Genomic DNA, 23,923 nt, shown 5'->3' with positions numbered 1-23,923 from the left:
TGACCACCACATGACCGCCTCTGGCCGGCGCGCCGGTCAGAGGTAGAGGCCCGTGGACTCGTCGCCCGGCTGCGGGGTGAACGCGCGGCCCGCGCGCAGGGCGTACAGCTGCGCCAGCGTCGCGCCCGACGTGCTCACCCCGGTGGAGGAGCCCAGCCACGCGACGGCCTCCTCCTTGCTCAGCGGCCCGACCTCCACCTGCGCCAGGCAGCGGCCGGGGCGGACGACGGCCGGGTGGAGGCGGGCGAGGTCCTCGTTGGTGGTGATCGCCACCAGGACGTCCCGGCCCTGGCCGAGCAGGCCGTCGGTCAGGTTGAGCAGGCGCGAGAGCCCCTGGCCCGCCTGGGCCTTGGCGCCCGAGCTGATCAGCTCGTCGCAGTCCTCCAGGACGAGCAGCCGCCAGCGCTGCGTGTCCTCGTCGGAGTCGTAGCCGACGGCCACCTCCATCAGGTAGCCCGGCTCGTTGAACAGCCGCTCGGGGTCGAGCACGCAGTCGACCTGGCACCAGTCGTGCCACTGCTTGGCCAGCGTGCGCAGCAGCGTGGTCTTGCCGGTGCCCGGCTCGCCGTGCAGCAAGATCAGGCGGCCGTTGACGTCGTCGGGGGTGATCGACATCAGCCGGTCGAGCGCCGGGCGGACCTTGGCCGAGTAGTTCTTGTTGATCTCGTCCCAGGGCTGGGCCGTGATCGGCTTCTCCGAGCGCGTGCCGCCGTGCATGCCACGCCACCAGAAGCCCATCTCGACGTGGTCCACCTCCGGCATGGCCTCTTCGGCGCCCTCGATGCTCTCCGCGAGCACGCTCTTGGCCAGCTCCTCGTCCACGGCCGTGACGCTGACGGTGGCCGTGCGGTTGCGGTGGCGCACGACGCGCAGGGTCCAGCCCTCGCCGGCGATGAGCCGCGACTCCGAGCCGTCCTCGACCCGCGCCGTGCGCAGCAGGCGGCCCTCGGCGGGGCTCAGCGGGGCGTCAGGGCGTACGCGCTCCAGATTGGCCAGACGTGACCACGGCTGCGCGCCCGTCGCGAACGGCGACAGCGCCAGCGCGTCGATGACGTCGATGGCGGAGTCGGCGTCGTCGATCCAGATGTTCATGGGGAGCTCTGAAGACTCCCGGCTGGGGAACGGCACCTCCCTCATCACAGACATAACGTTAATGATCCAGCGTCCAGCCGTCACATGTCGAAGGGTTTTGCAGAAAATTCGGCGTATCGGCCGGCTCCTGTCGAGGGCGCCCGTCCGGGTGGCGCGCCGGCCTGGCCCGCGTCCGCCGGTCGCCCGCGCTCGGGCGGGTCGTCCGGTCGCAGGGGGCTCGCGATGACCCGATACCTCACCGGTCTTCATGCGCTGGTGAAGATCCACCGGTACCTTGGGGCGTTGGCCAAATCACACCTTAAGCGGAGGTATCGGGGAAGTGTCGAAGGCGACGTTCCGTGAGCGGACGCGTTACTGGTTCGACAACACCATGTCCAGGGGGACCGCCTCGTTGATCGGCTGGCTGGCCATGGTGTCGGTGGGGCTGATCGTCGTCGTGGCCGGGCTCACGCTCTGGCTGGCGCCGAACGAGCCCGACGGCGTGAACGGCCCCGGACATGTGCTCTGGATCTCGCTCATGCACGCGCTGAACCCTGGCAAGCTCGCCAGCGACAAGGGCTCGACCGCGTACATGGCCGTGATGTTCGCCGGGTCGATCGGCGGCCTGTTCATCGTCAGCATGCTCGTCGGCCTGCTGTCCAACGGGCTCAAGCAGAAGGTGGACCGCCTGCGCAGGGGGCGCTCGCGGATCGTCGAGTCCGGCCACACGGTGGTGCTCGGCTGGTCGGACCAGGTGTTCACGATCGTGGCCGAGCTGGTCAAGGCGCACGCCAGCCAGAAGGGCTCGGTCATCGCCGTGCTGGCCGAACGCGACAAGCTGACCATGGAGGACGACATCCGCGAGGCCGTCGGAGACCTCGGCAGGACCCGGCTGGTCTGCCGCACGGGGCGGCCCACGGAGCCGCGCGACCTGGCGCTGATGAACCTGGCCACCGCCCGCTCGGTCGTCGTGCTCTCGCCCGAGGGCGAGGACCCGGACGCGCACGTGATCAAGATCCTGCTCGCGCTGGCCAAGCGCCGCGGCGTCCACCCGCCGGTGGTCGCCGGGCTCACCTCCAGCCGCAACATCGCCGCCGCCCGCCTGGCCGGCGGCGAGGACGTGCACCTCGTCGACTCCGACGACACCGCCTCCCGGCTCATCGTGCAGTCCTCGCGCCAGTCGGGCATGTCCGTCGTCTGCATGGACCTGCTGAACTTCGACGGCGGCGAGATCTACCTGCGCACGCCCAAGAAGCTCGTCGGCGTCACGTACGGCGATGCGCTGCACGCCTACCAGACCGCCTCAGTCATCGGCCTGCGCCGGCCGACCGGCGTCGTGCTGAACCCGCCCATGGACACCGTCATCAACGCCGACGACGAGGTCATCGTCATCGCCCACGACGACTCCCACGTCCGCCTGGCCGCCGGCAAGCCGTCCATGGAGGAGTCCGCCATCGTCGAGGCGCAGGCGCCGCCCACCGAGGCCGAGCGCACGCTCCTGCTCAACTGGAACGGCCGGGCCGAGCAGATCGTCCGCTACCTCGACGGCTACGTGGCGCCCGGCTCGGTGCTGGAGGTCGCCGCCGACCACCCCAAGGCCGGCACCGGCCTGGCGGGCCTGCGCAACCTCACCGTGAACGTCAAGGACTGCGACACCACCGACAGGTACGCGCTGGAGTCGCTCGGGGTCGGCCTCTTCCAGCACGTCATCGTGCTCTCCGACGACCGCTTCGCCGCCCACCACGCCGACACGCGCACGCTCATGACGCTGCTGCAGCTGCGCGACATGCAGAGCACGCTCGGCGAGCACTACTCGATCGTCAGCGAGATGCACGACGAGAACAACCGGGCCCTGGCCGAGGTCACCGAGGCCGACGACATCGTGATCAGCGACACCGTCATCGGCCTGCTGCTCGCCCAGCTCGCCGAGAACCGGCACCTGGCGGACGTGTTCGGCTACCTGTTCGACTCGCGCGGCTCGGAGATCTACCCCCGGCCCGCCGCCTCCTACGTCAAGACGGGGACGCGCGTGCACTTCTCCACGGTCGTGGAATCGGCCAGGCGCAGGGGCGAGACCGCCATCGGCTACCGCAACGCCCTGGCGCGCAACGACCCGCCGCACTATGGCATCGTCCTCAACCCTGACAAGTCCGAGCCCATCGTGCTGAACAAGGGCGACTCGGTGATCGTCCTCGCCGAGCGCTGAAAACGTACAGTTTGCCGTGTGAGGACCATTGACTGGGTGGACGGCGCCGTCGAGCTCGTCGACCAGACACTGCTGCCCGACAAGTGCCTGATGCTGCGCATCCACACCGTGGACGAACTGGTGGATGCCATCCGGCGGCTGGCCGTGCGCGGAGCGCCCGCGCTCGGCGTGGCGGGGGCGCTCGGCGTGGTGCTGGCCGACGGCGACCCCGCGCAGATCGCCAGGCTCCGCGCCGCCCGGCCCACCGCCGTCAACCTCGCCTGGGGCGTCGACCGGGCCGCCGCCCACCTGCGGGAGGGCCGCGAGGCCGTGCTCGCGGCCGCGTTGCGCGTGCGTGACGACGACATCGCCGCCTGCGTGGCCATGGGGGAGCGCGGGGCCGACCTGCTCGAAGGCGACCGGCTGCGGATCATGACCGTGTGCAACACCGGCGGGCTGGCCGCCGTCGAACGCGGCACCGCGCTCGGCGTCGTGCAGACGCTCCACGAGCGCGGGCGGCTGGAGGAGGTGCTCGCGCTGGAGACCCGCCCGCTGCTGCAGGGCGCCCGGCTCACCACCTGGGAGCTGGCCAGGATGGGCGCGCCGCACCGGCTCATCGCCGACTCCGCGGGGCCGTACCTGCTGGCCAAGGGCGAGGTGGACGCGGTGCTCATCGGCGCCGACCGCATCGCCGCCAACGGCGACACCGCCAACAAGATCGGCTCGTACGCCCTGGCGCTCGGCGCGGAGCGCGCCGGGGTGCCGTTCGTGGTGGTCGCGCCCGAGTCCACGATCGACCACAACACCCCCTCCGGCGAGCACATCGAGATCGAGGACAGAGGGGCGGAGGAGGTGGTGACGGTCAGAGGTGTACGCGTGGCGCCTGAGGGCACCCGGGCGTTGAACCCGGCCTTCGACGTGACGCCGCACGATCTCATCACCGCGATCGTGACGGACAGACGGGTGATCAGACCCTAGGTCAAATCACCCAACTTCAGGACCTGTCCGCATGCTCCGCGTTACGCTCGGTGGTCTCGACAGCGACTCTCGGAGCTCACCGTGGCCATCGACCTGGTGTTACGCAAAGACTGGAACGCCCGCTCGCCGCGCGGCGACTACACGCAGCTCGACTCCACCAAGGGAGTGAAGGTCCACTACACGGGCGGCAGAGTCGAGCCCGGCATCGTCTCCGACCACAGCGGGTGTGTCGCGCTGGTGCGGTCGATCCAGGCGTTCCACATGGACGACAACGGCTGGATCGACATCGGCTACTGCGTCGACGAGGAGACCGAGCTCCTCACCCGGCAGGGGTGGAAGTCGTACCGGGACCTGAGCGCGGGCGACGTCGCGCTCACGCTGGACCACGACACGGGCATGTCCGAGTGGCAGCCCGTGCTGGAAGTGTGCGTGTTCCCCGCGATGGAGCGGGAGATGATCCGCATGGAGGGGCCCGCCCACTCCTCCCTGACCACTCCCCATCACCGCTGGCCCGTGGAGCGCCAGGTGGGGGAGGGCACGCGGCGCCTGTGGGTGACCACCGAGACCATCGGTCACCGCGACCGCATCCCGGTCGCGGCGCCCTGCGCCGACCTGCCGGCCGAGCCGAAGTGGTCGGACGCCTTCGTGGAGCTGGTCGCGTGGTTCTCGGCCGAGGGCGAGTCGGACGCCGGCGGTGTCGCGATCCACCGGTCGCGGCGCGACCCGGCGCATCTCATGCGCATCCGCGCGGCGCTGCACGGGGTCTTCGGCCCTCCCGCCCTGGGCGCGTCCCGATGGAGGGAGGCGGTCAAGGACGATCTCGTCCGGTTCCTGCTCCCTGCCGACGCCGGACGGCAGCTGATCGAGGTGGCGCCCGGCGGGGTGCCGGCGTACGACTTCCTCCTGTCGCTGTCCCGGGCCCAGCTCGCCCTGTTCCTGGAGACCTCCCTGACGGCGGGCGACGCCGGGCGCGACCGGCTCGCGCGCGAGGACCGGGCGGCGGCGGAGGCGTTCATGTTCGCCGCGCTGCTGTCGGGGTCGGGAGCGGCCATGAGCCGCCTGCCCGAGACGGGCATGTGGCTGACCACGATCCGGCGGCAGCAGTCCGTCATGCCCCGGCCGGCCCTGAGAATCCGGAAGGAGACCTACCGCGGCCGGATCTGGTGTCCCCGGACCGAGAACCAGAGCTGGCTGGCCCGCCGGGAGGGGACGGTCTACTTCACCGGCAACACCATGGTCGCCTGCCCGCACCGCAAGGTGTTCGAGGGCCGGGGGCTCCACCACCTGCCCGCCGCCAACGGCCCGGGGCTCAACGCCGGCCACTACGCGGTGCTGGGGCTCGTGGGCAACGCGGGGCTCGTCCAGCCGCCCGACGGGGTGCTGCACGCGATCCTGGACGCGGTCCAGTACCTGCGCGACAAGGGCCGCGCGGGCAAGGAGATCAAGGGGCACCGCGACGGCTACTCGACCGACTGTCCCGGCGACCCGCTCTACGACTGGATCCGGCGGGGCGCGCCCCGGCCCGGCGGGACCCCGCCCACGGAGCCGGCGACGCCGCCGTTCCCCGGGCGGCTGCTGAAGTATCCGCCGGTCATGTACGGCGAGGACGTGCGCACCTGGCAGGCGCAGATGCGCAAACGCGGCTTCGACCTGGCCGTGGACGGCGCCTACGGCGCCGGGTCGCGCGAGGCGTGCCGCAAGTTCCAGCGGCGGCAGGGCATCGAGGACGACGGGATCGTGGGGCCCCTGACGTGGCGGCTGGCGTGGGAGTCACCCGCGTCCTGAATCTGGGGTCGACCGGGGTCGGCGACACACCGAGCCTGGGGTGGCCCCGGGGTTACCGCGCCTTCGTGGCTCCGCCTAGTATCCGACCATGGAACTGGCCACGGGGTTCGAGTCCATCTCGCGAGACGGCTGGCGGGCGCTGGCGGTCGAGGTCCTCCGCAAGTCGGGCATCGAGACGGAGGCGCCGGAGGAGGCGCTGTCCACCGCCACCTACGACGGGGTGACGGTCGCGCCGCTCTACGACCTGGACGACCTGCCCGGCGATCCCGGGCTGCCCGGCGAGGCCCCCTACGTGCGCGGGGCCCGCGGCACTCCCGGTTGGGAGGTGCGCCAGCGGCACGCCGTGGCCGACCCCGAGGCGGTGCTGGCCGACCTGGAGAACGGGGTCACCTCGCTGTGGCTCGTGGTCGGGGACGACGCGATCCCGGTGGACCGGCTGGGCGCCGTGCTCAAGGACGTCTACCTCGACCTGGCGCCGGTCGTGCTGGAGGCCGGGCAGCGGGTACGCGAGGCCGCCGAGGTCCTGTTCGGGCGCGGGAGCGCGGTGCGGGGCAACCTGGGCGCCTCCGCGGTGGACGGCCCGGGGCTGGAGCTGGCCCGGCGCTGCGTCGACGGGTTCCCCGGGCTCGGGGCCGTGACCGTCGACGCCACCCTGTACCACGACGCGGGCGGCAGCGACGCCGAGGAGCTGGGCTGCTCGATCGCCCAGGGCGTCGCCGAGCTGCGGGCGCTCACGGACGGCGGGCTCTCTGTTGAGCAAGCGCTAGGGCAGATCGAGTTCCGGTACGCCGCCACCGCCGACCAGTTCGCCACCATCGCCAAGCTGCGCGCGGCCCGCCGGCTGTGGGCCAGGGTCGCCGAGGTGTGCGGCGCTGACGCCGGCCCCGGCGGCCCCGGCTTCGGTGGCCCCGGCGGGCAGCGGCAGCACGCGGTGACCAGCTCGGCCATGATGACCGCCCGCGACCCCTGGGTGAACATGCTGCGCACCACCCTGGCCTGCTTCGCCGCCGGCGTCGGCGGCGCGCACGCGGTCACGGTGCAGCCGTTCGACGCCTGCCTCGGGCTGCCGGACGCCTTCTCGCGGCGCATCGCCCGCAACACGCAGGCGCTGCTGCTGGAGGAGTCGGGCCTCGGGCGCGTCATCGACCCCGCCGGCGGCTCCTGGTACGTCGAGCGCCGCACCGCCGACCTCGCCGAACGCGCCTGGGCCTGGTTCCAGGAGATCGAGGCGGCGGGCGGGATCACCCGGGCCACCGGGCTCGTTTCTGACCGGATCGCCGCCACCCGCGCCCGCCGCGCCGACGACGTCGCCCACCGCCGCTTCCCCATCACGGGCGTGAGCGAGTTCCCCGACGTGCACGAGAAGCCGGTACGCCCGCCCACGCCCGCGCAGGCCGCCTCCGAGACGGGCGGCCTGCCCCGGGTCCGCTACGCCGAGGAGTTCGAGGCCCTGCGCGATCTGGCCGACGCGCAGCCCGAGCGGCCCACGGTGTTCCTCGCCACGATCGGGCCTGTGGCCGCCCACACCGCGCGGGCCGCGTTCGCCGCCAACCTGTTCCAGGCGGGCGGGCTGGACACCGAGACCGCCGGTCCCGGGGCCGATCCCGAGCAGATCGCCACCGCCTTCGCCGTGAGCGGCGCCCCCGTCGCCTGCCTGTGCTCGACCGACAAGCTCTACGCCCAACACGCCGCCGCCGTCGCCACCGCCCTGCGCAAGGCCGGTGCGAGGAAAGTCTGGCTGGCGGGGAAGGGGGAGTACGAAGGCGTGGACGGAAACCTCTACGCGGGCTGCGACGCGCTGGCCGTGCTCCGCGAGACCTTCGACGACCTGGAGGTGACCCGATGATCCCGGACTTCTCCGGCATCCCGCTCAACGCCCTGCCCAAGGACGGGCCGCGGGCGCCGCAGCACGCCGGTGAGGTGTGGGAGACGCCGGAGGGCATCGGGGTCAAGCCGCTCTACACGGCCCACGACCTCGAGGGCATCGACTTCCTGCGCACCTATCCGGGCGTGGCGCCCTACCTGCGCGGCCCGTACCCCACCATGTACGTCAACCAGCCCTGGACCATCCGCCAGTACGCGGGCTTCTCCACGGCCGAGGACTCCAACGCCTTCTACCGGCGCAACCTCGCCGCCGGGCAGAAGGGGCTGTCGGTGGCCTTCGACCTGGCCACGCACCGGGGCTACGACTCCGACCACCCGCGCGTGGCCGGCGACGTGGGCATGGCCGGGGTGGCGATCGACTCCATCTACGACATGCGGCAGCTGTTCGACGGCATCCCGCTCGACCGCATGTCGGTGTCGATGACCATGAACGGCGCCGTGCTGCCCGTCCTCGCGCTCTACATCGTGGCGGCCGAGGAGCAGGGTGTCGCGCCGGAGCAGCTCGCGGGGACCATCCAGAACGACATCCTCAAAGAGTTCATGGTCCGCAACACCTACATTTATCCCCCGGCGCCGTCGATGCGGATTATTTCGGATATTTTCGCTTATACGAGCGAGAAGATGCCGAAATTCAACTCCATCAGCATTTCTGGTTACCACATCCAGGAGGCCGGGGCGACCTGCGACCTGGAGCTGGCCTACACGCTGGCCGACGGCGTCGAATACCTGCGGGCAGGGGTCGCCGCCGGGATGGACGTCGACCGGTTCGCGCCGCGGTTGTCGTTCTTCTGGTGCATCGGCATGAACTTCTTCATGGAGGTCGCCAAGCTCAGGGCCGCCCGGCTGCTGTGGGCCAAGCTGGTTTCTGGATTTAACGCGAAAAATCCGAAATCGCTGAGTCTCCGTACGCACTCCCAGACCTCCGGCTGGTCGCTGACCGCGCAGGACGTCTTCAACAACGTGGCCCGCACCTGCCTCGAGGCCATGGCCGCCACCCAGGGCCACACGCAGTCCCTGCACACCAACGCCCTCGACGAGGCGCTCGCGCTGCCCACTGACTTCTCCGCCCGCATCGCCCGCAACACCCAGCTCCTCATCCAGCAGGAGTCGGGCACGACCAAGGTGATCGACCCGTGGGGCGGCTCCTACTACGTCGAGCGCCTCACCCACGACCTCGCCGAACGCGCCTGGGCCCACATCCAGGAGGTCGAGGCCGCCGGCGGCATGGCCAGGGCCATCGAGGCGGGCCTGCCCAAGCTCCGCATCGAGGAGGCGGCCGCCCGTACACAGGCCCGCATCGACTCGGGCCGCCAGCCGGTGATCGGCGTCAACAAGTACCGCGCCGAGAGCGACGAGGCCGTCGAGGTGCTCAAGGTCGACAACAGCGCCGTACGCGCCCAGCAGCTCGACAAGCTGGCCCGGCTCAGGGCCGAACGCGACCCCGGCGCCGTGCAGCGCGCGCTCGACGCGCTCACCAAGGCCGCCGACAACCCCGCGCCGGGCCTGGAGCACAACCTGCTCAAGCTGGCCGTCGACGCCGCCAGGGCCAAGGCGACCGTCGGCGAGATCTCCGACGCGCTGGAACGGGTGTTCGGCCGGCACGCCGAGCAGGTACGTACCATCTCTGGGGTGTATCGCGACGAGTCAGGACCCTCCGCCAACATCGAGCGCGCCCGCCGGGCGTGCGCCGACTTCGAGCGGGCCGAGGGCCGCCGCCCGCGCATCCTGGTGGCCAAGATGGGCCAGGACGGGCACGACCGCGGCCAGAAGGTGATCGCCACCGCGTTCGCCGACCTCGGCTTCGACGTGGACGTCGGCCCGCTGTTCCAGACGCCGGAGGAGGTCGCCAGACAGGCGGTCGAGGCCGACGTGCACATCGTGGGCGTGTCGTCGCTGGCCGCCGGGCACCTGACGCTGGTGCCCGCGCTGCGCCGGGCGCTGGCCGACCTCGACGCCGGCGACGTCATGATCGTGGTCGGCGGCGTCATCCCGCCCGGCGACCACGACGAGCTGCGGGCCGCGGGCGCCGCCGCGATCTTCCCGCCCGGCACGGTGATCGCCGACGCCGCCCTCGACCTGCTGGACCAGCTGAGGAACCGTCAGTAAGTTCCCCGGTCGCACATCGTGACGGAGATCGTCCGCTGGGTGGCGATCGGGGACGTGATCCGGAGCGTGACGCGATGGACGCCGCCCGTGCTCTTGAGGCTCTGCGGCGAGGTCAGGAAGCGCTGGCCGTTCTCGGTGACGAGCGCCGACGAGCGGCCCACGGCGACGCTGTCGATGTACCAGGTGTAGCGGAAGTTCACCGGCTGGCCCGTGCGCTGCACCAGCGCCTGGAGCGTGACCTCGCCGCCGGTCCAGCAGTCGCCGTCCCTGGCGCCGCCCGGGCGGACGTAGACGAGCCTGAGCCGGCCGGCGGCGGGCGTGGCACCGGCCGTCGGATCCGCCGTCGCTCCCGTCGTCGGATCGGTGGTCGGGACGTTGCTCGGCGTGCCCTCGGTCTGCGGGCTGGGCCTGGGGGTACGCGAGCGCCTCGGGCGCGTCGTGGGCGTGCTCGCCGCCTCAGTGGTGGGCGCGCTGCTCACGTCGGCGACGTTCTTGGCCTTGGGGGTGGGCGTGGTGGGGGTGAGCCACATGATGGCGCCGGCCAGCGCCAGCACGGACACGCCGGCGACGCCCGTGATGAGCACGTTCTTCGCCCGCCGCCGCCCGGGCCGCCGCGGCGGCCCGGGCGCCTGGGGCGGCGGGGCCTGCGGCTCGCCCGGCACGAGGAGGTCGACCAGCGCCGAGTGCTGGGCCACCGACGGCTCGGCCACCACCTGCTCGGCGCCCGGCCGCTCGCCCGGCCCTTCGGCGGGCGGCAACCCCGGCTGCGGCTCGGCGGGCGCGTGGTGCGGGAAGGCGGCCGGAGCCGCGGCCTCCACCGGAGCCGCCATCGGGAACGTCCCCGGCCCCTGGCCGTGCTGCCCGATCGAGCCCTGCCCATGAGGCGCGGCCTGCTGGTGCGCGGCCTGCTGGTGTGCGGCCTGCTGGTGTGCGGCCTGCTGGTGTGCGGCCTGCTGGTGTGCGGCCGCTCCTTGGTCGAGGTGCGCGGGCGTGCCCTGGCCGAAGTGCGGGTTCTGGCCGGCGGGGTGCACGGGCGGAGCGGGCTGCCCCGCCACGGGCCGGCCGAGGGGCTGGGGGTCGGTGCCGTGGCCCTGGCGCGAGGTCCTGCGCGGCAGCGGGGCCGCGGGCTGGTCCGCGGCCGGCTCCTGGGCGCGGGTCCGGCGCGGTGGCGTGTCCTGGTCGAGGGTCGCGTCGGGCGTGTCCTGCCAGGCCGCCAGCGGCGGGTCGGGCCTGTGCGGCTGGGTCTGGTGCGGGGCCGTCTGCCGGCGGGACGGCGCGGTCAGCCGCAGCAGCACGTCGCGCATCGCGGGGCGGGAGTCCGGATCCTTGGCCATGCAGGCCAGCAGGATCTCGCGTACCGGCCCGCGCAGCTCGCCCATGCGCGGCTCGTCCTTGAGGATGCGGTTGATCACCGCGGGCAGCGAGTCGTCCCCGAACGGCGGCACCCCCGTGGCCGCGGACACCATCACCGACGCCCACGCGAACACGTCCGCCGCCGCCCCCGCCGCCTTCCCGGCGAGCTGCTCGGGCGCCATGTACGCGGGTGTGCCGACGAAGGTGCCGGTCGCCTTCACGCCGGTGCCGAGCGCCCCGGCGATGCCGAAGTCCACCACCTGCGGCCCGTCGGGCCCGATCAGGACGTTCGCCGGCTTGAAGTCCCCGTGGACGACGCCGGCCTGGTGGATGGCGTCCAGCGCGGTCGCGGTCGCCACGGCGAGCCGCTGCAGCTCCGCCCCGCCGAGCCGGCCGACCTGCTCGAGCGAGGGTCCGTCCACGTACTCGGACACGATGTACGGCCTGCCGCTGGTCGAGGCGTCGAGCACCTGCGCGAGACAGAAGGGCTCGACCTTGCGCGCGGCGGCGATCTCCGTGGCGAGGCGGCCGCCGACGGCGAGCCCCTCGCGCAGCACCTTGACGGCGACCGGGGTGCCGTTGCGGGCCTGGCCGAGGTAGACGACACCGTGGCCGCCCGCGCCGAGCCGACCGACCAGCCGGTAGGGTCCCACCGTTGCCGGGTCGCCCTCGCGGAGGGGTTCGACGTTGGGCATGAGGGGAGTGACTCCTGTGACGGCTGAGATCAGAACTCCAGCACCCTACTGGCAAAAGTCAAGACTTGTCAGAGATTAACTGATCAACTGGGAAGAAAGGGGTAAGCCGGGTGCACTCGCTGGAGGACTACGCCCGAGGCGTACGGGCCGGGTCCCGTACGTGGATCGCCCGCGCGATCACGCTGGTCGAGTCGACCAGGCCCGACCACAACGTCCTGGCGCAGCGCCTGCTCGTCGAGCTCACCCCGCTGGCCGGCCACGCGCGCCGGGTGGGGATCTCCGGCGTGCCCGGCGTGGGGAAGTCCACGTTCATCGACGCGCTCGGGACGATGCTGACCGCGCAGGGCCACAAGGTGGCCGTGCTGGCCGTCGACCCCTCCTCCACCAGGACGGGCGGCAGCATCCTCGGCGACAAGACCCGCATGGCCCGCCTGTCGGTCGACCCCGCCGCCTTCATCCGCCCCTCGCCCACCTCCGGCACCCTGGGCGGGGTCACCAAGGCGACCAGGGAGGCCATGGTCGTCGTGGAGGCCGCCGGCTTCGACGTCGTGCTGGTCGAGACCGTCGGCGTGGGCCAGTCGGAGACCGCGGTGGCCGACATGGTGGACACGTTCCTGCTGCTCACGCTGGCCCGCACCGGCGACCAGCTCCAGGGCATCAAGAAGGGCGTGCTGGAGCTCGCGGACGTCATCGCGGTCAACAAGGCCGACGGCGAGCACGAGCTGCCCGCCAGGAAGGCCGCGCGCGAGCTGGCGGGCGCGCTGCGCATGCTCCGCTCCGACTCCACGCCGCCGCCGGTGCTCACGTGCAGCGGGCTCACCGGCGACGGGCTGGACAAGCTCTGGGCGAACGTGCTGAGCCACCAGGAGTCGATCGACCTGGCCGCCAAGCGCCGCAGGCAGCAGGTCGGGTGGACGTGGACGCTGGTGCGGGAGCGGCTGCTGTCCGAGCTGCGCAACGACCCCGAGGTCGCGGCGATCACGGAGGAGGTCGAGCGGGAGGTCCTGGCGGGCGAGCTGACGCCCGCGCTCGCCGCCGACCGGCTCCTGTCCGCCTTCAAACGCCCCTGAGACGGACGGCACGCGGCGCGCTGGTCTATCCCAAATGGCGGGATTGCTTTTAGAGTCGGCGTCAACACCGTCCAGGAGGTTCAGGCATGGCCAGCATTCCGTCCCTGCTGCGCGACCGGATCGCGGCGACCCCCGACGCCGAGGCGTACCGATTCCCCTCGGACGACGGCTGGGCCTCCCTGTCGTGGCGCGAGGTGGGCGAACGCGTGCGCGGGCTCGCCCTGGGCCTGGCCGGGCTGGGGGCGGGGCCCGGCAAGCGCGTGTCGATCCTCTGCTCGACCCGCTTCGAGTGGATCCTGGCCGACCTCGCGGTGCTGGCGACCGGAGCGGCCACGACCACCATCTACCCGTCCAACACGGCGGCCGAGTCGGCGTTCGTCATCACCGACTCCGGCAGCACGATCGTCATCGCCGAGAACGACGACCAGGTCGCCAAGCTCAGATCAGTCCAGAAGGAGCTGCCCGACGTCACCCGCGTCGTGGTCATCGACGGCTCGCCCAGCGACGACGGCTGGGTGGTCACCCTCGCCTCCCTCAGCGGCGAGGGCGACTACGACGCCATGGTGGACGCCATCGCCCAGGACGACCTGGCCACCCTCATCTACACCTCCGGCACCACCGGCCGCCCCAAGGGCGTGGAGCTGACCCACGACAACTGGCTCTACGTCTCGCAGGCGGTCCGCGAGCTCGGCATGATCTCCGAGTCCGACCTGCACTTCCTGTGGCTGCCGCTGTCGCACTCGTTCGGCAAGCTGCTGGAGGTGGTCATGATCGACATCGGCGTGGCGACCGCGATCGACGGCCGCCTCGACAAGATCGCCGAGAACCTCGGCGTGCTCAAGCCGACGTTCATGGCCGCCGCGCCGCGCATCTTCGAGAAGATCCACAACACGGTCGTGGCCACGGTGCGCCGCGAGGGCGGGATCAAGCTGCGCATCTTCGACTGGGCGAAGCAGACCGGCATCCGGGTCGTCAGGGCCCGCCAGCGCGGGGCGGACATCCCGGTCACCACCCGGATCGAGCACTCCCTGGCAGACCGCCTCGTCTTCGCCAAGCTCCGCGACCGGTTCGGCGGCCGGATCCGCTTCTTCATCTCCGGCGCCGCCCCGCTCTCGCAGGACATCGCCGAGTTCTTCGACGCGGCGGGACTGACCATCCTGGAGGGGTACGGGCTGACCGAGTCGTCGGCGGGCAGCTTCCTCAACCGGCCGGAGTCGGTGAAGTTCGGCACGGTCGGTCCGCCGCTGCCGGGCACCGAGGTCCGCATCGCCGACGACGGCGAGATCCTCATCGGCGGGCGCGGCATCATGCGCGGCTACCACGGGCTGCCCGAGGAGACGGGCGGGGCGCTGGAAGACGGCTGGCTGCACACCGGCGACATCGGCGAACTCGACGAGGCCGGGCGGCTGCGCATCACCGACCGCAAGAAGGAGCTGATCAAGACCTCGGGCGGCAAGTACGTCGCCCCCACGTACCTGGAGGGCCGGATCAAGGCGGCCTGCCCGTACGCCTCGCACGTCTTCGTGCACGGCGACCGGCGCAACTACGTCACGGCGCTCGTCACCCTCGACATGGACGTGGTCAAGCCGTGGGCCCAGGCCGAGGGGCTGCCGTCCGACCCCGAGGAGCTGCGCGAGCATCCGCGCGTGCGCGAGGAGGTCGGGCGGGCCATCGACCAGGTCAACGCCGGCGAGGCCAGCTACGCCACGGTCAAGAAGTTCGCGATCCTGGCCGAGGACTTCACCGTGGAGACGGGCGAGCTGACGGCCAGCCTCAAGATCAAGCGCAAGGCCGTCGAGGAGCGCCACGGCAAGACCCTCGACTCCTTCTACGACGGGTGACCGCTCCCGCCATGATCTCCCACCTGCCGGTGCGGCCGAGGCACTGCGACGCCCAGGCCATGATGCACGCCTCCCGTTACTACGAGTACATCGAGGACGCGTTCCTCGACTGGATCGGGGCCCGCGGCGGCTACGACCGGCTCCGGCGGGAGGGCGCCGACCTGGTGGTCAAGGCGAGCGGGTGCGAGCACCACGCGCCCGCCCGCCTCGGCGACGTGCTGGCCGTGGAGAGCGCGCCCGCCAGGGTGGGCACCACGTCGATCACGATGACGTTCACGATGCGGCGCGGGGACGAGCTGGTGGCCGTCGGCACGGTCACGTACGTGTGCGTCCGCGACGGCCGCGCCGCCCCGCTCCCGAAGATGCTCACAGGACCCGCTTCGCCCCCGGCAGCGACCGCACCAGGTACGCCAGCGACCAGCACAGCGGCAGCGCCACCACCAGCATGATCGCGAACTTGACGACCGCGATCGCCTCCAGCGGGCGCAGCGCGTAGCCGACGGCGACCAGCACGAGCGGGTGGACGATGTAGACGGTGAAGGCGTGGTCGGACAGGAACCTCCCGCGCGACCCCTGCGCGGCGAACCGCTCCCTGAAGAGCACCGTCAGCCCGATGATCATGCAGACCGCGAAGGTGGACTCCCAGACGGCTGTCACGGCCGAGCTGACCGTCCCGCTGGTCATGGACGAGAGCGGCACCAGCACGGCGCTCGACACACCCGCCACGACGAACCCGAGGGACCCCGCCCGCGCGGGCAGCGTCTCGAACCACCCGCGCCTGAAGGCCACGCACCCGAGCACGAACATGGCCGCGTACTGCGGCAGGTAGTTCGGCGTCGGCAGCCCGAGCACCGGCACGTACGTGCCGGTCGGCACCCGGAAGCGCCACAGGACCGTGGCGAGGGACAGTCCGAGGACGAACAGCACGACCGACCGCAGCCGCAGCGGCGCGGGGTTGGGGTCGGGCGCCGGCCGCCGGCGGCGCCACCACGCGTACGCCAGCGCGAAGACGATCAGCACCTCGGCGAACCACATGGGCCCCGGGTCCCACGAGCCCAGGTAGTACATCCAGTACGGCATGTCCGGGCGCTGCGCGAGCCCGCCGAAGTTCACCAGCGGCCGCAGCAGGACGAGGAAGACGAGCAGCGGGACGCCCAGCCGCACCAGCCGGTCCCGCACGAAGGCGCGCGAGCCCTTGCGGTCGTAGGAGCCGGGGGTGAAGAAGCCCGAGATGAGGAAGAAGAACCCCATGAAGAACGCCTGGTTGAACACCACCAGGATGTCGAGCGCCTGCCCTGACGGGTCCTTGGCGGGCTCGGTGTAGAACCACAGGGGGATGTTCCCGTAGGTTACCGCGGCGTGGTGGGCCACCACCAGCGCGGTCAGCACGATCCGCAGGTTGTCGATCGAGTGGAGCCGGGTCCGCGGCTCGGTCTTCATCTCCTGCATGCCCTTTCGAAGAGGTCGGCGAGTTCGCGCGCGTGCGCGTCGAGGTCGTGGTCGGGATAGGCGGCCCAGTAGCCGAACATGCTGTCCAGGGCGGCCGACACCGAGACGGACATGACGCGGAGGTCGAAGTCCCTGAACTCGCCGGTGCGCTGTCCGAGGCGGAAGATCATCTCCAGTGCCCGGTAGATCTCCTCGCTGGTGTGCACGCCGTAGCGGGGCTTGCCGTCGGCGGTGCGCAGGTTGTTGAAGATCTCGCCGAGCGCCAGGATCTTCGAGCGGTGCTTGCGCATGTGCGCGGCGTTGGCGACGAAGTACGTCCGCAGCAGCGCGCCGGCCCCCTCCACGCCCTCCATCGCGGCCATCACATGATCGGCGGCCTCCGTGTAGGCGCGGGTGACGACCTCCTCCATCAGTTCGTCCTTGCCGGCGAAGTGGTAGGAGATGACGCCTTTGCTGATGCCCGCGTGCTTGGCGATGCGCGCAAGGGACGCCTGGGCGAACCCGACGTCGGCGATCACCTCCACGGCCGACGCCACGATCTGCGCGCGCCTGGCCTCCTCGATGAACGACCGCCGCTTCTGGCCGTCCGGCTCATTTTTTGACCGCATGGCCAAAACTTAACACGTGCGGCCAGAAGCGGCGATGCCCGGGGCTTCGCGCCTCAGCCCAGCCGGGACCGATAGACCGCCCTCGACTGCTCCAGCAAGGGACACATGCCGGCGAGCCGAAAATCGCGGTAGAGCGCTTTCTGCCGTATTCAGTGCGCCTAACGGAATACTCGGAAGTACAAATCTTCTACCGCAGGAGAAGGTTTCCGATCCCTGGCACTCCCCTCAAGGGCTTGCCTTCCGTGACCCATGTCACGATGACGCGCGAGCGACAGGGAGGGGCGCGTATGTGTGCCGAGCCAGTGCTGCCCGAAAGCGTGGCGGGGGCGTTGGAGGAGTACGGGCGGCTGCTGGCCGAGCACGGCATCACCTGGGGTGAGCCGGAGATCCATCAGAGTCTCCCGAGGAAACCGTCGTCTTCAGGCGACGGGGGAATCGGGAGCGGGAGGGCCGCCAAGGCCCGAGCGTGCCTTGACCTGTCAGGTCCGCGGGTCACAAATGTCCTTCCGGGTTTTGCCGGTGCAGGGCGATACCGTGGTGGTCTCGTTACCGAGCGTGGGGGGTGGGGTGTGCGCAGGTCGTTCAAGTTCCTGCTGCGCCCCACCAGCAAGCAGGCCGCCGCGCTCGCGCAGTGCCTGCAAGACCACCGGGAGCTGTACAACGCGGCTCTCGAACACCGCCGTACGGCCTACCGCAAAGCCGGGGTGAGGGTGCGCTACGGCGAGCAGCCGGCGGAGCTGAAGCACATCCGCGCCGACGACCCCGACGGTCAGGGCCGGTGGTCGTTCTCCTCCCAGCAGGCCACGCTGCGCAGGCTGGACAAGGCGTACCGGGCGTTCTTCGCCCGCGTCAAAGCCGGGCACGCCCCAGGCTTCCCGCGTTTCAAGGGGCGGGGCCGGTTCGACACGGTCGAGTGGCCCAAGGACGGTGACGGTGGCCAACACCTCCCGTACCTGCTCGCGCTGCGGGCACTGCGCGAAGGAGAACCGTGTCGCCCAGGCCGTCTTCCGATGTACGGCGTGCGGGTTTTGCGCCACGCCGACGTGAACGCGGCGATCAACATCTTGAGGGCAGGGCTTGCCCTTCGTGAGGCTGCGCAAGCGGCTTAGCGAGAAGCTGCTTGCTTCAAGGAGCGGAGGAGTCACTACGTGAAGTTCTTCGCCAGACGCAGGGTGCTGCCGGTCGCGCTGTACGACCGGTTCTGGCGGCTGGTCGTCGAGGCGGTCGCCGAGAGCCGTCCCGGCGAGCCGCACGACCGGCTCGGGGCCCACCTGGCCGAGCCCGACTACGACAGGGTCCTGCGCGACACCCTCGGCGGCGAGCTGCCCCGGCATCTCGCCGCCGTGCGGGTCGGGCCCGAGGAGGTCCGGCTCGAAGGGACGCCGCGGATGGTGCTGCTCCCGTCGCGCCCGAACCGGCGCACGAGGAAGGGTCTGCGGTGGACGCGCAGGCTCCCGTTCGTCCCGCCCGCCGAGCCGCCGCCCGGACGCGGCGAGGAGCGGATGTCACTGCTGATCGACTCGGGGCGGGACGAGGCCTGCCTGGTCAGCGTGGACGAGACGCAGCGGCGGCTCGACCCCGGCGGCGCGTGGCTGGTGGAGGTGGACCACGACAGCTCGGTCACGGTGGACGGAGTGCGGATCGAGCTGGACACCCTCCTGCGCCCCACCCAGGCGGCCCGGCTGCGGCTGGTGGCGGGGATGCCGTGCCGGTGGAGCGTGACGAGCGAGGACGGCAGCGGCTGGTTCCCGGACGACACCCCCAACCGGTACGACTACCACGGCCGCCCCTACTTCCACGGCGACGACATCGTCCTGGAGGTGCCCTGCGTGCCCCTGACGATCACGGTCGCGAGGGGCATGGAGTACGGCGAGGCGAAGGTGGAGCTCGTACCGCGGCCGGGCGAGGAGCGCCTGGTCGAGCTCGCCCCGCGGCGCATCTACGACGCGGCGGCGCGCGGCTGGTACGGCGCCGACATGCACGTACACCTCAACTGGGCGGGAGACCTCGTCGGCGCGCCCGCGGACGCCGCCGCGGCGCAGCACGGCGAGGACCTGCACGTGCTCAATCTCCTGGCGGCCAACGTCTCCGGCAGGCGCGTCTACGACCGCGAGGCGCTGGAGCACTGGACGGACGTGGACCTGCCGTGGTCCGACGCCACGCACGTGGCCAGGATGGGCGTCGAATACCGCAACGACCTGCTCGGTCACGTCTACGCGTTCGCGCCGCGCGCCGCGCCGGGTCGCTGCCACACCGGGTTCGCGGGCGACGCCGACTGGCCGCCCAACGCCGACGGGCTGCGGGAGCTGCGCGGGCTCGGCGCGCTCGTCGGCTACAGCCACCCCTTCCGCACGCCGATCGGCGACGGCGACCCGCCCAAGGGCATCGTGTCGCCCGTGTGGCGCAACTGCGCCGCCCGCGAGTTGGTCGCCGACGTCGCGCTCGGGCTCGTGGACAGCCTCGACGTGCTCACGCACGCCTCGATCCCGTCCACGGCGGCGGTGTACCGGCGGCTGATCGGCGCGGGCAACCGGCTCGCCGTGACCGCGGGCACGGACGCGATGATCTCCTTCACCCGCTCCGACAACCAGTCGAACCCGCCCGGCTGGGCCCGCGTCTACGCCCAGGTCGAGGGCGAGCTGACCGCAAGGTCGTTCGCGGCGGCCGTACGCGCGGGCCGGACGTTCGCCACCACCGGCCCCTGGCTGGAGCTGACCGTGGCCGGTCACGGCCCGGGCCAGGTGATCCAGGCCCGCAAGGGGCAGCGCGTCCGCGTCACGGCCACCGCCATCGGTCCCGAGGCCGCGGCGGTGCGCATCCGCACGGCGGAGGGCGTGCGGGCCGGGGCCGAGCGGCTGACGAACGAACCCGGGCGGGCCCTCGACGAGCCGCTGATCGCGACGGCCGACCTCACGGTGGACGAGTCCACGTACGTGATGGCCGAGGTCCTGTGCGACCGGCACCCCCGCACCATGACCTCCACCGGGTACGCCCTGACCAGCCCCGTCTACGTGGAGGTGGACGGGCGGCGGGTCGCCCGGCGGGAGGACGTCGAGTGGTGCCTGGAGTGGCTCGACCTGCTGGAGGACCTGATCAGGCAGCACGGCCGCCTGGCCGGTACCTACCAGTTCGGCGACCACGTGTCCCTGCTGGAACAGGCCAGGGCGGTCTACCGGTCCCGGCTGAGCTGAGCCGCGATCGATCCAGCCAGGGCCCCGGTGCGTCAGCTGCGGCGGTGGGGCGGGACGGTGGCGACCATGGCCGAGGTGCGCACCTCCCACACGCCGCAGGCACACCGCAGGTAGGAGACCGTGCCCTCGGAGGTGCGGTGGGAGGAGACGACGGCCAGGGCCAGGGGGTCGTGCAGGTGTCCGGAGTGCATGTTTCCAATCTGCTGTAATGGCCTTATGCATTTCAACGCTTACGGCGGCAACGGGGCGGCCCTCGCGGCGGCGCTGGTGAACGCGACCGACTTCAGTCCCGAGTCGGTGCAGGCGATGCTGACCGAGCATCGCCTGCTCCGCACCGTCGTCACGGCCGAGCAGGCCGAGGAGTTGCGGGTGTGGGCTGGGCGGCTGTCGCCGGTGTTCGGGGAGCCGGACCAGGACACGCAGATCAAGCTGATCAACGATCTGCTCGACGTCACCGCGTCCAAGCCGTACGTCAGCGCGCACGACGGGCGCGAGCCGCACCTGCACTTCTTCGAGCCCAGCGCGGACGTCGTGTCCAGGGCGAAGGACACGACGGCCGGCGGGCTGGCCATGGCCATGTCGTTCGCGGGCAGGCACCGGCTGGGGCGGTGCGACCGCGACGGGTGCGAGATCGTCTTCGTCGACACCTCCCGCAACGGGCGGCGCCGGTTCTGCTCGCCCGCCTGCGCGAACAGGGTCAACGTCGCGGCGCATCGGGCGCGTGGCCTTGCGCGGTGATCGACCCTTCGCATACCCTTTGGGCGTCATATCGCCGAGCCGTGGGGGCTGTTGACGTGAGGATCTGAGGTCGCGGGCACCGCGCCGTTCCGCCCTGTCGTGGGCATGCGCGCACACCTGGACCTCTTGGCGATCCTCTTTCGCCCCTGATCCTCTGCTTGTGCTGCGCGCGTTTGCGGTGATTCCCGCCAAGTCACGAAATTTCGATCTTTGTGACGGGAGCCGCCTTATGTCTTTTTCCATTGTCGTAGATCACGTGTCCTTCGGCTGGCCGGACGGCACCAAGGTGCTCGACGGGCTCGACGCCGCCTTCCCGGCGGGACGCACCGGGCTCATCGGGATCAACGGGTCGGGCAAGTCCACCCTGCTGAAGATCATCGCGGGGGAGCTGGCCCCTCGGCCCGGATCCGTGTCCGTGTCCGGAGAGATCGGATACCTGCCGCAGAACGTCCCGCTCGGCGCCCGCCGTACCGTGTCGGACCTGCTGGAGATCAGCGCGACGCGGGCCGCGCTGCACGCCATCGAGAGCGGGGACGTGGCCGAGGAGCACTTCGCGGCCGTCGGCGACGCCTGGGACGTCGAGGAGCGCGCCCGGGCGGAGCTCGACCGGCTCGGGCTGGACCACGTCGGCCTGGACCGCACGGTCGGCACGCTGTCCGGCGGCGAGACCATCATGGTCGCGCTCGCCGCCCAGCTGCTGAAACGGCCCGAGGTGCTGCTGCTCGACGAGCCCACCAACAACCTCGACCTCGACGCGCGGGAGCGGCTCTACGCCGCGGTCGCCGCCTGGCCGGGGGTGCTGGTGGTGGTCAGCCACGACCGCGCGCTGCTGGAGCTGGTGGACCAGATCGCCGAGCTTCGCGACGGCGCCGTGCGCATGTACGGGGGCAACCTGAGCGCCTATGAGGAGCAGGTCGCCGCCGAGCAGGAGGCCGCCCAGCGGATGGTACGGACCGCGGAAGGCGAGATCCGCCGGCAGCAGCGGGAGCTCATCGAGGCCCGTACCCGGATCGAGCGGAGCGCGCGGGCCGGCAGGAAGGCGTTCGAGAACAAGAAGGCGCCGAAGATCGTCGCCAACGCGCTCAAGCGGAAGGCCCAGGTGACGGCGGGCAAGCAGCGCAACCTGGCCATCGAGAAGCTGGAGGAGGCGCGGGGGCGGCTGACGGAGGCGGAGCAGGGGGTGCGGGACGACGCGGAGATCCGCATCGAGCTGCCGGGCACCGAGGTCCCGGCGGGCCGCACGGTCCTGACCCTCCCCCTCGCCCCGCCCCCGGGCCACGCCCCGCAGGCCGGCGGCACCCCCGACGCCGGCGTCAAGGCGGGCGGCAACGAGGCGGGCGGCGCCGAGGTGGGCGGCGTCGAGGTGGGCGGCGTCGAGGTGGGCGGCGTCGAGGTGGGCGGCGTCGAGGCGGGCGGCGTGGTGCTGGAGACGTTGGTGGTGCGGGGTCCCGAGCGGATCGCGTTGCTGGGGCCCAACGGCTCGGGCAAGACCACGCTGCTCGGGCGGATCGTCGAGCACGGCGCCCACGTCCCGGTGCGGTACCTGCCGCAGCGCCTCGACCTCCTGGACGACGCGCTGAGCGTGGTGGACAACGTGCGGGCCGTGGCCCCGTCCGCCTCCGTGAACGACGTCCGGGCCCGCCTGGCGCGCTTCCTGTTCAGGGGCGAGCGGGTCAACCAGGCCGTCGGCACGCTGTCGGGAGGCGAGCGCTTCCGGGCGACGCTGGCCGCGCTCCTGTCGGCCGAGCCGCCGCCCCAACTGCTCCTGCTCGACGAGCCGACGAACAACCTGGACATGGCCAGCGTCCGCCAGCTCTCCCAGGCGCTCAACGCCTACCGGGGGGCGCTCGTCGTGGCCAGCCACGACGTGCCGTTCCTGGAGACGATCGGGATCACCCGGTGGCTGCGACAGGATCGCAATGCCGGACTGTCCGAATCCTGATTGACGGGCAGGGATCAATCGGACGATAGTGTGACAGGTGGCTGGACCCCGGTTGATCTCCTGCGTTCTCGCCCTGGCAACCCTCACGCTCGGCGCGTGCTCCTCGGCGTTACCGTCCCCGACCGGAGGCGAGCCGAAGGTCAGCGGGGTCGCCGGCGGCAACGGCGGCGGCGTGCCCGCCGGCGGCGGCACGGTGGCGGGCACCCCGAGCCCGGCCGCGCTCACGGCCGAGGCCTACAAGGGCGAGCTCCAGAGCAGGCACAAGTCGATGGCGGACGCCATCAGCGCCCTGGCCGGCGCGCGCGGGGTCAAGGCCCTGGATCAGCGCGTCGGCCGCGCTGAGGAGGCGCTGAGCGGGGCGGCGGACGCCCTGGGCGCCATCACCCCGCCCGACGCCGTACGGGCCCAGCACGACGCGTACGTGGCCAGCCTGCGCGACTTCGCCGGCGAGCTGGGCTCCACTGCGGGCAAGGTCGGCGCGCGGAACCTGTGCACGTCCTCGGCCGTCCTCGTCGACCTCGACGACAAGCTGGCCGCGCTCGACAAGGCGGGGGCGGCCCTGCAGAGCGCCGGCGACTACCCGGCCGACGTCGTGAGCGTGAAGGCCGGCAAGAAGCAGACCCGGCGGCTGAAGAACGGCTCGTTCATCAAGAGGGCCACCTTCAACGGCCGCAGCTCGCTGGAGATCGACAACGGCGGCACCCGCGACGCCGTGGTGACCATCATGAAGGGCGGGAGCAAGTCGTTCAGCGTGTACGTGCGCAAGAACGCCAAGTTCAAGGTCAAGGGCGTGCGCGACGGCAGCTACAAGGTCTACTTCACGCACGGCGTGGACTGGGACGGCAAGATCAAGTCGTTCACGCGCAACTGCAGCTTCGAGAGGTTCCAGAAGTCGGTGAAGTTCAAGACGACGTTCACCGCTACGCAGATCCGCTGGCACGACTGGCGGATCACGCTGCACGCGATCGCGGGCGGTAACGCCCGCACCTCTCCCGTGGACCCCGACGACTTCCCGGGCTGACCGCGC

The 23,923-nt window shown here is 71.7% G+C and carries 18 protein-coding genes and 1 pseudogene; 14 read left to right on the top strand and 5 right to left on the bottom strand.

Annotated elements, in window-relative coordinates:
* Positions 1-36: 36 nt before the first annotated feature.
* On the bottom strand, positions 37-1,146 hold the full coding sequence (locus ACFKCF_RS36915) for a DUF5925 domain-containing protein (RefSeq protein ID WP_394499943.1): 1,110 nt from the start codon (positions 1,144-1,146) through the stop codon (positions 37-39).
* A gap of 265 nt (positions 1,147-1,411) precedes the next feature.
* On the opposite strand from ACFKCF_RS36915, the gene ACFKCF_RS36910 reads away from it, so the two are divergent.
* The 5 genes from ACFKCF_RS36910 to scpA all read left to right on the top strand — a co-directional run bounded on the left by ACFKCF_RS36910 (position 1,412) and on the right by scpA (position 10,009).
* On the top strand, positions 1,412-3,277 hold the full coding sequence (locus ACFKCF_RS36910) for a potassium transporter TrkA (protein ID WP_394499942.1): 1,866 nt from the start codon (positions 1,412-1,414) through the stop codon (positions 3,275-3,277).
* Positions 3,278-3,295: 18 nt separating this feature from the next.
* Positions 3,296-4,234 carry an S-methyl-5-thioribose-1-phosphate isomerase gene (mtnA, locus tag ACFKCF_RS36905; protein WP_394499941.1) on the top strand — a complete coding sequence of 313 codons (939 nt, stop codon included), beginning with the start codon at positions 3,296-3,298 and terminating at the stop codon, positions 4,232-4,234.
* Positions 4,235-4,315: 81 nt separating this feature from the next.
* The gene (locus ACFKCF_RS36900; protein ID WP_394499940.1) at positions 4,316-6,019 is read left to right on the top strand and encodes a peptidoglycan-binding protein; all 1,704 of its coding nucleotides are present in this window, start codon (positions 4,316-4,318) and stop codon (positions 6,017-6,019) included.
* An 88-nt stretch (positions 6,020-6,107) separates the two neighbouring features.
* On the top strand, positions 6,108-7,865 hold the full coding sequence (locus ACFKCF_RS36895) for a methylmalonyl-CoA mutase family protein (RefSeq protein WP_394499939.1): 1,758 nt from the start codon (positions 6,108-6,110) through the stop codon (positions 7,863-7,865).
* Positions 7,862-10,009, top strand: coding sequence for a methylmalonyl-CoA mutase (gene scpA, locus ACFKCF_RS36890; RefSeq protein ID WP_394499938.1), 2,148 nt, complete (start codon positions 7,862-7,864; stop codon positions 10,007-10,009). Before ACFKCF_RS36895 ends, scpA begins: the two co-directional genes overlap by 4 nt.
* On the opposite strand, the gene ACFKCF_RS36885 is transcribed toward scpA, so the two are convergent.
* Entirely contained in the window at positions 10,003-12,057 is a 2,055-nt protein-coding gene (locus ACFKCF_RS36885) for a serine/threonine protein kinase (RefSeq protein WP_394499937.1), read from the bottom strand. The genes scpA and ACFKCF_RS36885 overlap by 7 nt on opposite strands.
* A gap of 110 nt (positions 12,058-12,167) precedes the next feature.
* Between ACFKCF_RS36885 and meaB the strand changes: the two genes are divergently transcribed.
* From meaB to ACFKCF_RS36870, 3 genes are all read left to right on the top strand, one after another.
* Positions 12,168-13,127 (top strand): methylmalonyl Co-A mutase-associated GTPase MeaB, encoded by a 960-nt coding sequence (gene meaB / locus ACFKCF_RS36880; protein ID WP_394499936.1) that lies wholly within the window; start codon positions 12,168-12,170, stop codon positions 13,125-13,127.
* A gap of 86 nt (positions 13,128-13,213) precedes the next feature.
* Entirely contained in the window at positions 13,214-14,968 is a 1,755-nt protein-coding gene (locus tag ACFKCF_RS36875) for an AMP-dependent synthetase/ligase (RefSeq protein ID WP_394499935.1), read from the top strand.
* Positions 14,965-15,417 carry an acyl-CoA thioesterase gene (locus tag ACFKCF_RS36870; protein WP_394499934.1) on the top strand — a complete coding sequence of 151 codons (453 nt, stop codon included), beginning with the start codon at positions 14,965-14,967 and terminating at the stop codon, positions 15,415-15,417. Before ACFKCF_RS36875 ends, ACFKCF_RS36870 begins: the two co-directional genes overlap by 4 nt.
* On the opposite strand, the gene ACFKCF_RS36865 is transcribed toward ACFKCF_RS36870, so the two are convergent.
* Together ACFKCF_RS36865 and ACFKCF_RS36860 are read right to left on the bottom strand one after the other, a co-directional pair.
* Entirely contained in the window at positions 15,335-16,408 is a 1,074-nt protein-coding gene (locus tag ACFKCF_RS36865) for an acyltransferase (protein ID WP_394499933.1), read from the bottom strand. The two genes, ACFKCF_RS36870 and ACFKCF_RS36865, sit on opposite strands and share 83 nt — an antisense overlap.
* Positions 16,405-17,025 carry a TetR/AcrR family transcriptional regulator gene (locus tag ACFKCF_RS36860; RefSeq protein ID WP_394499932.1) on the bottom strand — a complete coding sequence of 207 codons (621 nt, stop codon included), beginning with the start codon at positions 17,023-17,025 and terminating at the stop codon, positions 16,405-16,407. The genes ACFKCF_RS36865 and ACFKCF_RS36860 overlap by 4 nt, the downstream gene beginning before the upstream one ends.
* A 257-nt stretch (positions 17,026-17,282) precedes the next feature.
* Here ACFKCF_RS36860 and ACFKCF_RS36855 point away from each other — a divergent pair.
* The 3 genes and pseudogenes from ACFKCF_RS36855 to ACFKCF_RS36845 all read left to right on the top strand — a co-directional run.
* A pseudogene (locus ACFKCF_RS36855) lies at positions 17,283-17,711 on the top strand (helix-turn-helix domain-containing protein); the annotation flags it as partial.
* A gap of 241 nt (positions 17,712-17,952) precedes the next feature.
* Complete coding sequence (locus tag ACFKCF_RS36850; RefSeq protein WP_394500051.1) at positions 17,953-18,072, top strand: zinc ribbon domain-containing protein; 120 nt, start codon at positions 17,953-17,955, stop codon at positions 18,070-18,072.
* 101 nt (positions 18,073-18,173) lie between these two features.
* Positions 18,174-20,216, top strand: a complete 2,043-nt coding sequence (locus ACFKCF_RS36845; RefSeq protein ID WP_394499931.1) for a CehA/McbA family metallohydrolase — start codon at positions 18,174-18,176, stop codon at positions 20,214-20,216.
* 32 nt (positions 20,217-20,248) lie between these two features.
* Here the strand turns inward: ACFKCF_RS36845 and ACFKCF_RS36840 are convergent, their stop codons facing one another.
* A complete protein-coding gene (locus ACFKCF_RS36840; RefSeq protein ID WP_394499930.1) occupies positions 20,249-20,407 on the bottom strand; it encodes a hypothetical protein in 159 nt (52 codons plus the stop codon).
* Between the two features lie 25 nt (positions 20,408-20,432).
* On the opposite strand from ACFKCF_RS36840, the gene ACFKCF_RS36835 reads away from it, so the two are divergent.
* The 3 genes from ACFKCF_RS36835 to ACFKCF_RS36825 all read left to right on the top strand — a co-directional run bounded on the left by ACFKCF_RS36835 (position 20,433) and on the right by ACFKCF_RS36825 (position 23,917).
* Positions 20,433-20,954 (top strand): CGNR zinc finger domain-containing protein, encoded by a 522-nt coding sequence (locus tag ACFKCF_RS36835; RefSeq protein WP_394499929.1) that lies wholly within the window; start codon positions 20,433-20,435, stop codon positions 20,952-20,954.
* Between the two features lie 229 nt (positions 20,955-21,183).
* Entirely contained in the window at positions 21,184-22,896 is a 1,713-nt protein-coding gene (locus tag ACFKCF_RS36830) for an ABC-F family ATP-binding cassette domain-containing protein (RefSeq protein ID WP_394499928.1), read from the top strand.
* Between the two features lie 37 nt (positions 22,897-22,933).
* On the top strand, positions 22,934-23,917 hold the full coding sequence (locus tag ACFKCF_RS36825) for a hypothetical protein (protein ID WP_394499927.1): 984 nt from the start codon (positions 22,934-22,936) through the stop codon (positions 23,915-23,917).
* Positions 23,918-23,923 lie beyond the last annotated feature (6 nt).

The organism is Nonomuraea sp. JJY05 (assembly GCF_043496855.1).
Classification (GTDB): domain Bacteria; phylum Actinomycetota; class Actinomycetes; order Streptosporangiales; family Streptosporangiaceae; genus Nonomuraea.
Note: the sequence above shows the minus strand (reverse complement) of the source record. Positions and strands in the feature narration are given on the sequence as shown.

Excerpts from the sequence above, each read along its gene's own strand:
- ACFKCF_RS36885 (WP_394499937.1), bottom strand. The coding sequence starts at position 12,057 with ATGCCCAACGTCGAACCCCTCCGCGAGGGCGACCCGGCAACGGTGGGA.
- ACFKCF_RS36895 (WP_394499939.1), top strand. The coding sequence starts at position 6,108 with ATGGAACTGGCCACGGGGTTCGAGTCCATCTCGCGAGACGGCTGGCGG.
- scpA (WP_394499938.1), top strand. The coding sequence starts at position 7,862 with ATGATCCCGGACTTCTCCGGCATCCCGCTCAACGCCCTGCCCAAGGAC.
- ACFKCF_RS36830 (WP_394499928.1), top strand. The coding sequence starts at position 21,184 with ATGTCTTTTTCCATTGTCGTAGATCACGTGTCCTTCGGCTGGCCGGAC.
- ACFKCF_RS36865 (WP_394499933.1), bottom strand. The coding sequence starts at position 16,408 with ATGAAGACCGAGCCGCGGACCCGGCTCCACTCGATCGACAACCTGCGG.
- ACFKCF_RS36840 (WP_394499930.1), bottom strand. The coding sequence starts at position 20,407 with ATGCACTCCGGACACCTGCACGACCCCCTGGCCCTGGCCGTCGTCTCC.
- ACFKCF_RS36860 (WP_394499932.1), bottom strand. The coding sequence starts at position 17,025 with ATGCGGTCAAAAAATGAGCCGGACGGCCAGAAGCGGCGGTCGTTCATC.
- ACFKCF_RS36875 (WP_394499935.1), top strand. The coding sequence starts at position 13,214 with ATGGCCAGCATTCCGTCCCTGCTGCGCGACCGGATCGCGGCGACCCCC.
- ACFKCF_RS36915 (WP_394499943.1), bottom strand. The coding sequence starts at position 1,146 with ATGTCTGTGATGAGGGAGGTGCCGTTCCCCAGCCGGGAGTCTTCAGAG.
- ACFKCF_RS36835 (WP_394499929.1), top strand. The coding sequence starts at position 20,433 with ATGCATTTCAACGCTTACGGCGGCAACGGGGCGGCCCTCGCGGCGGCG.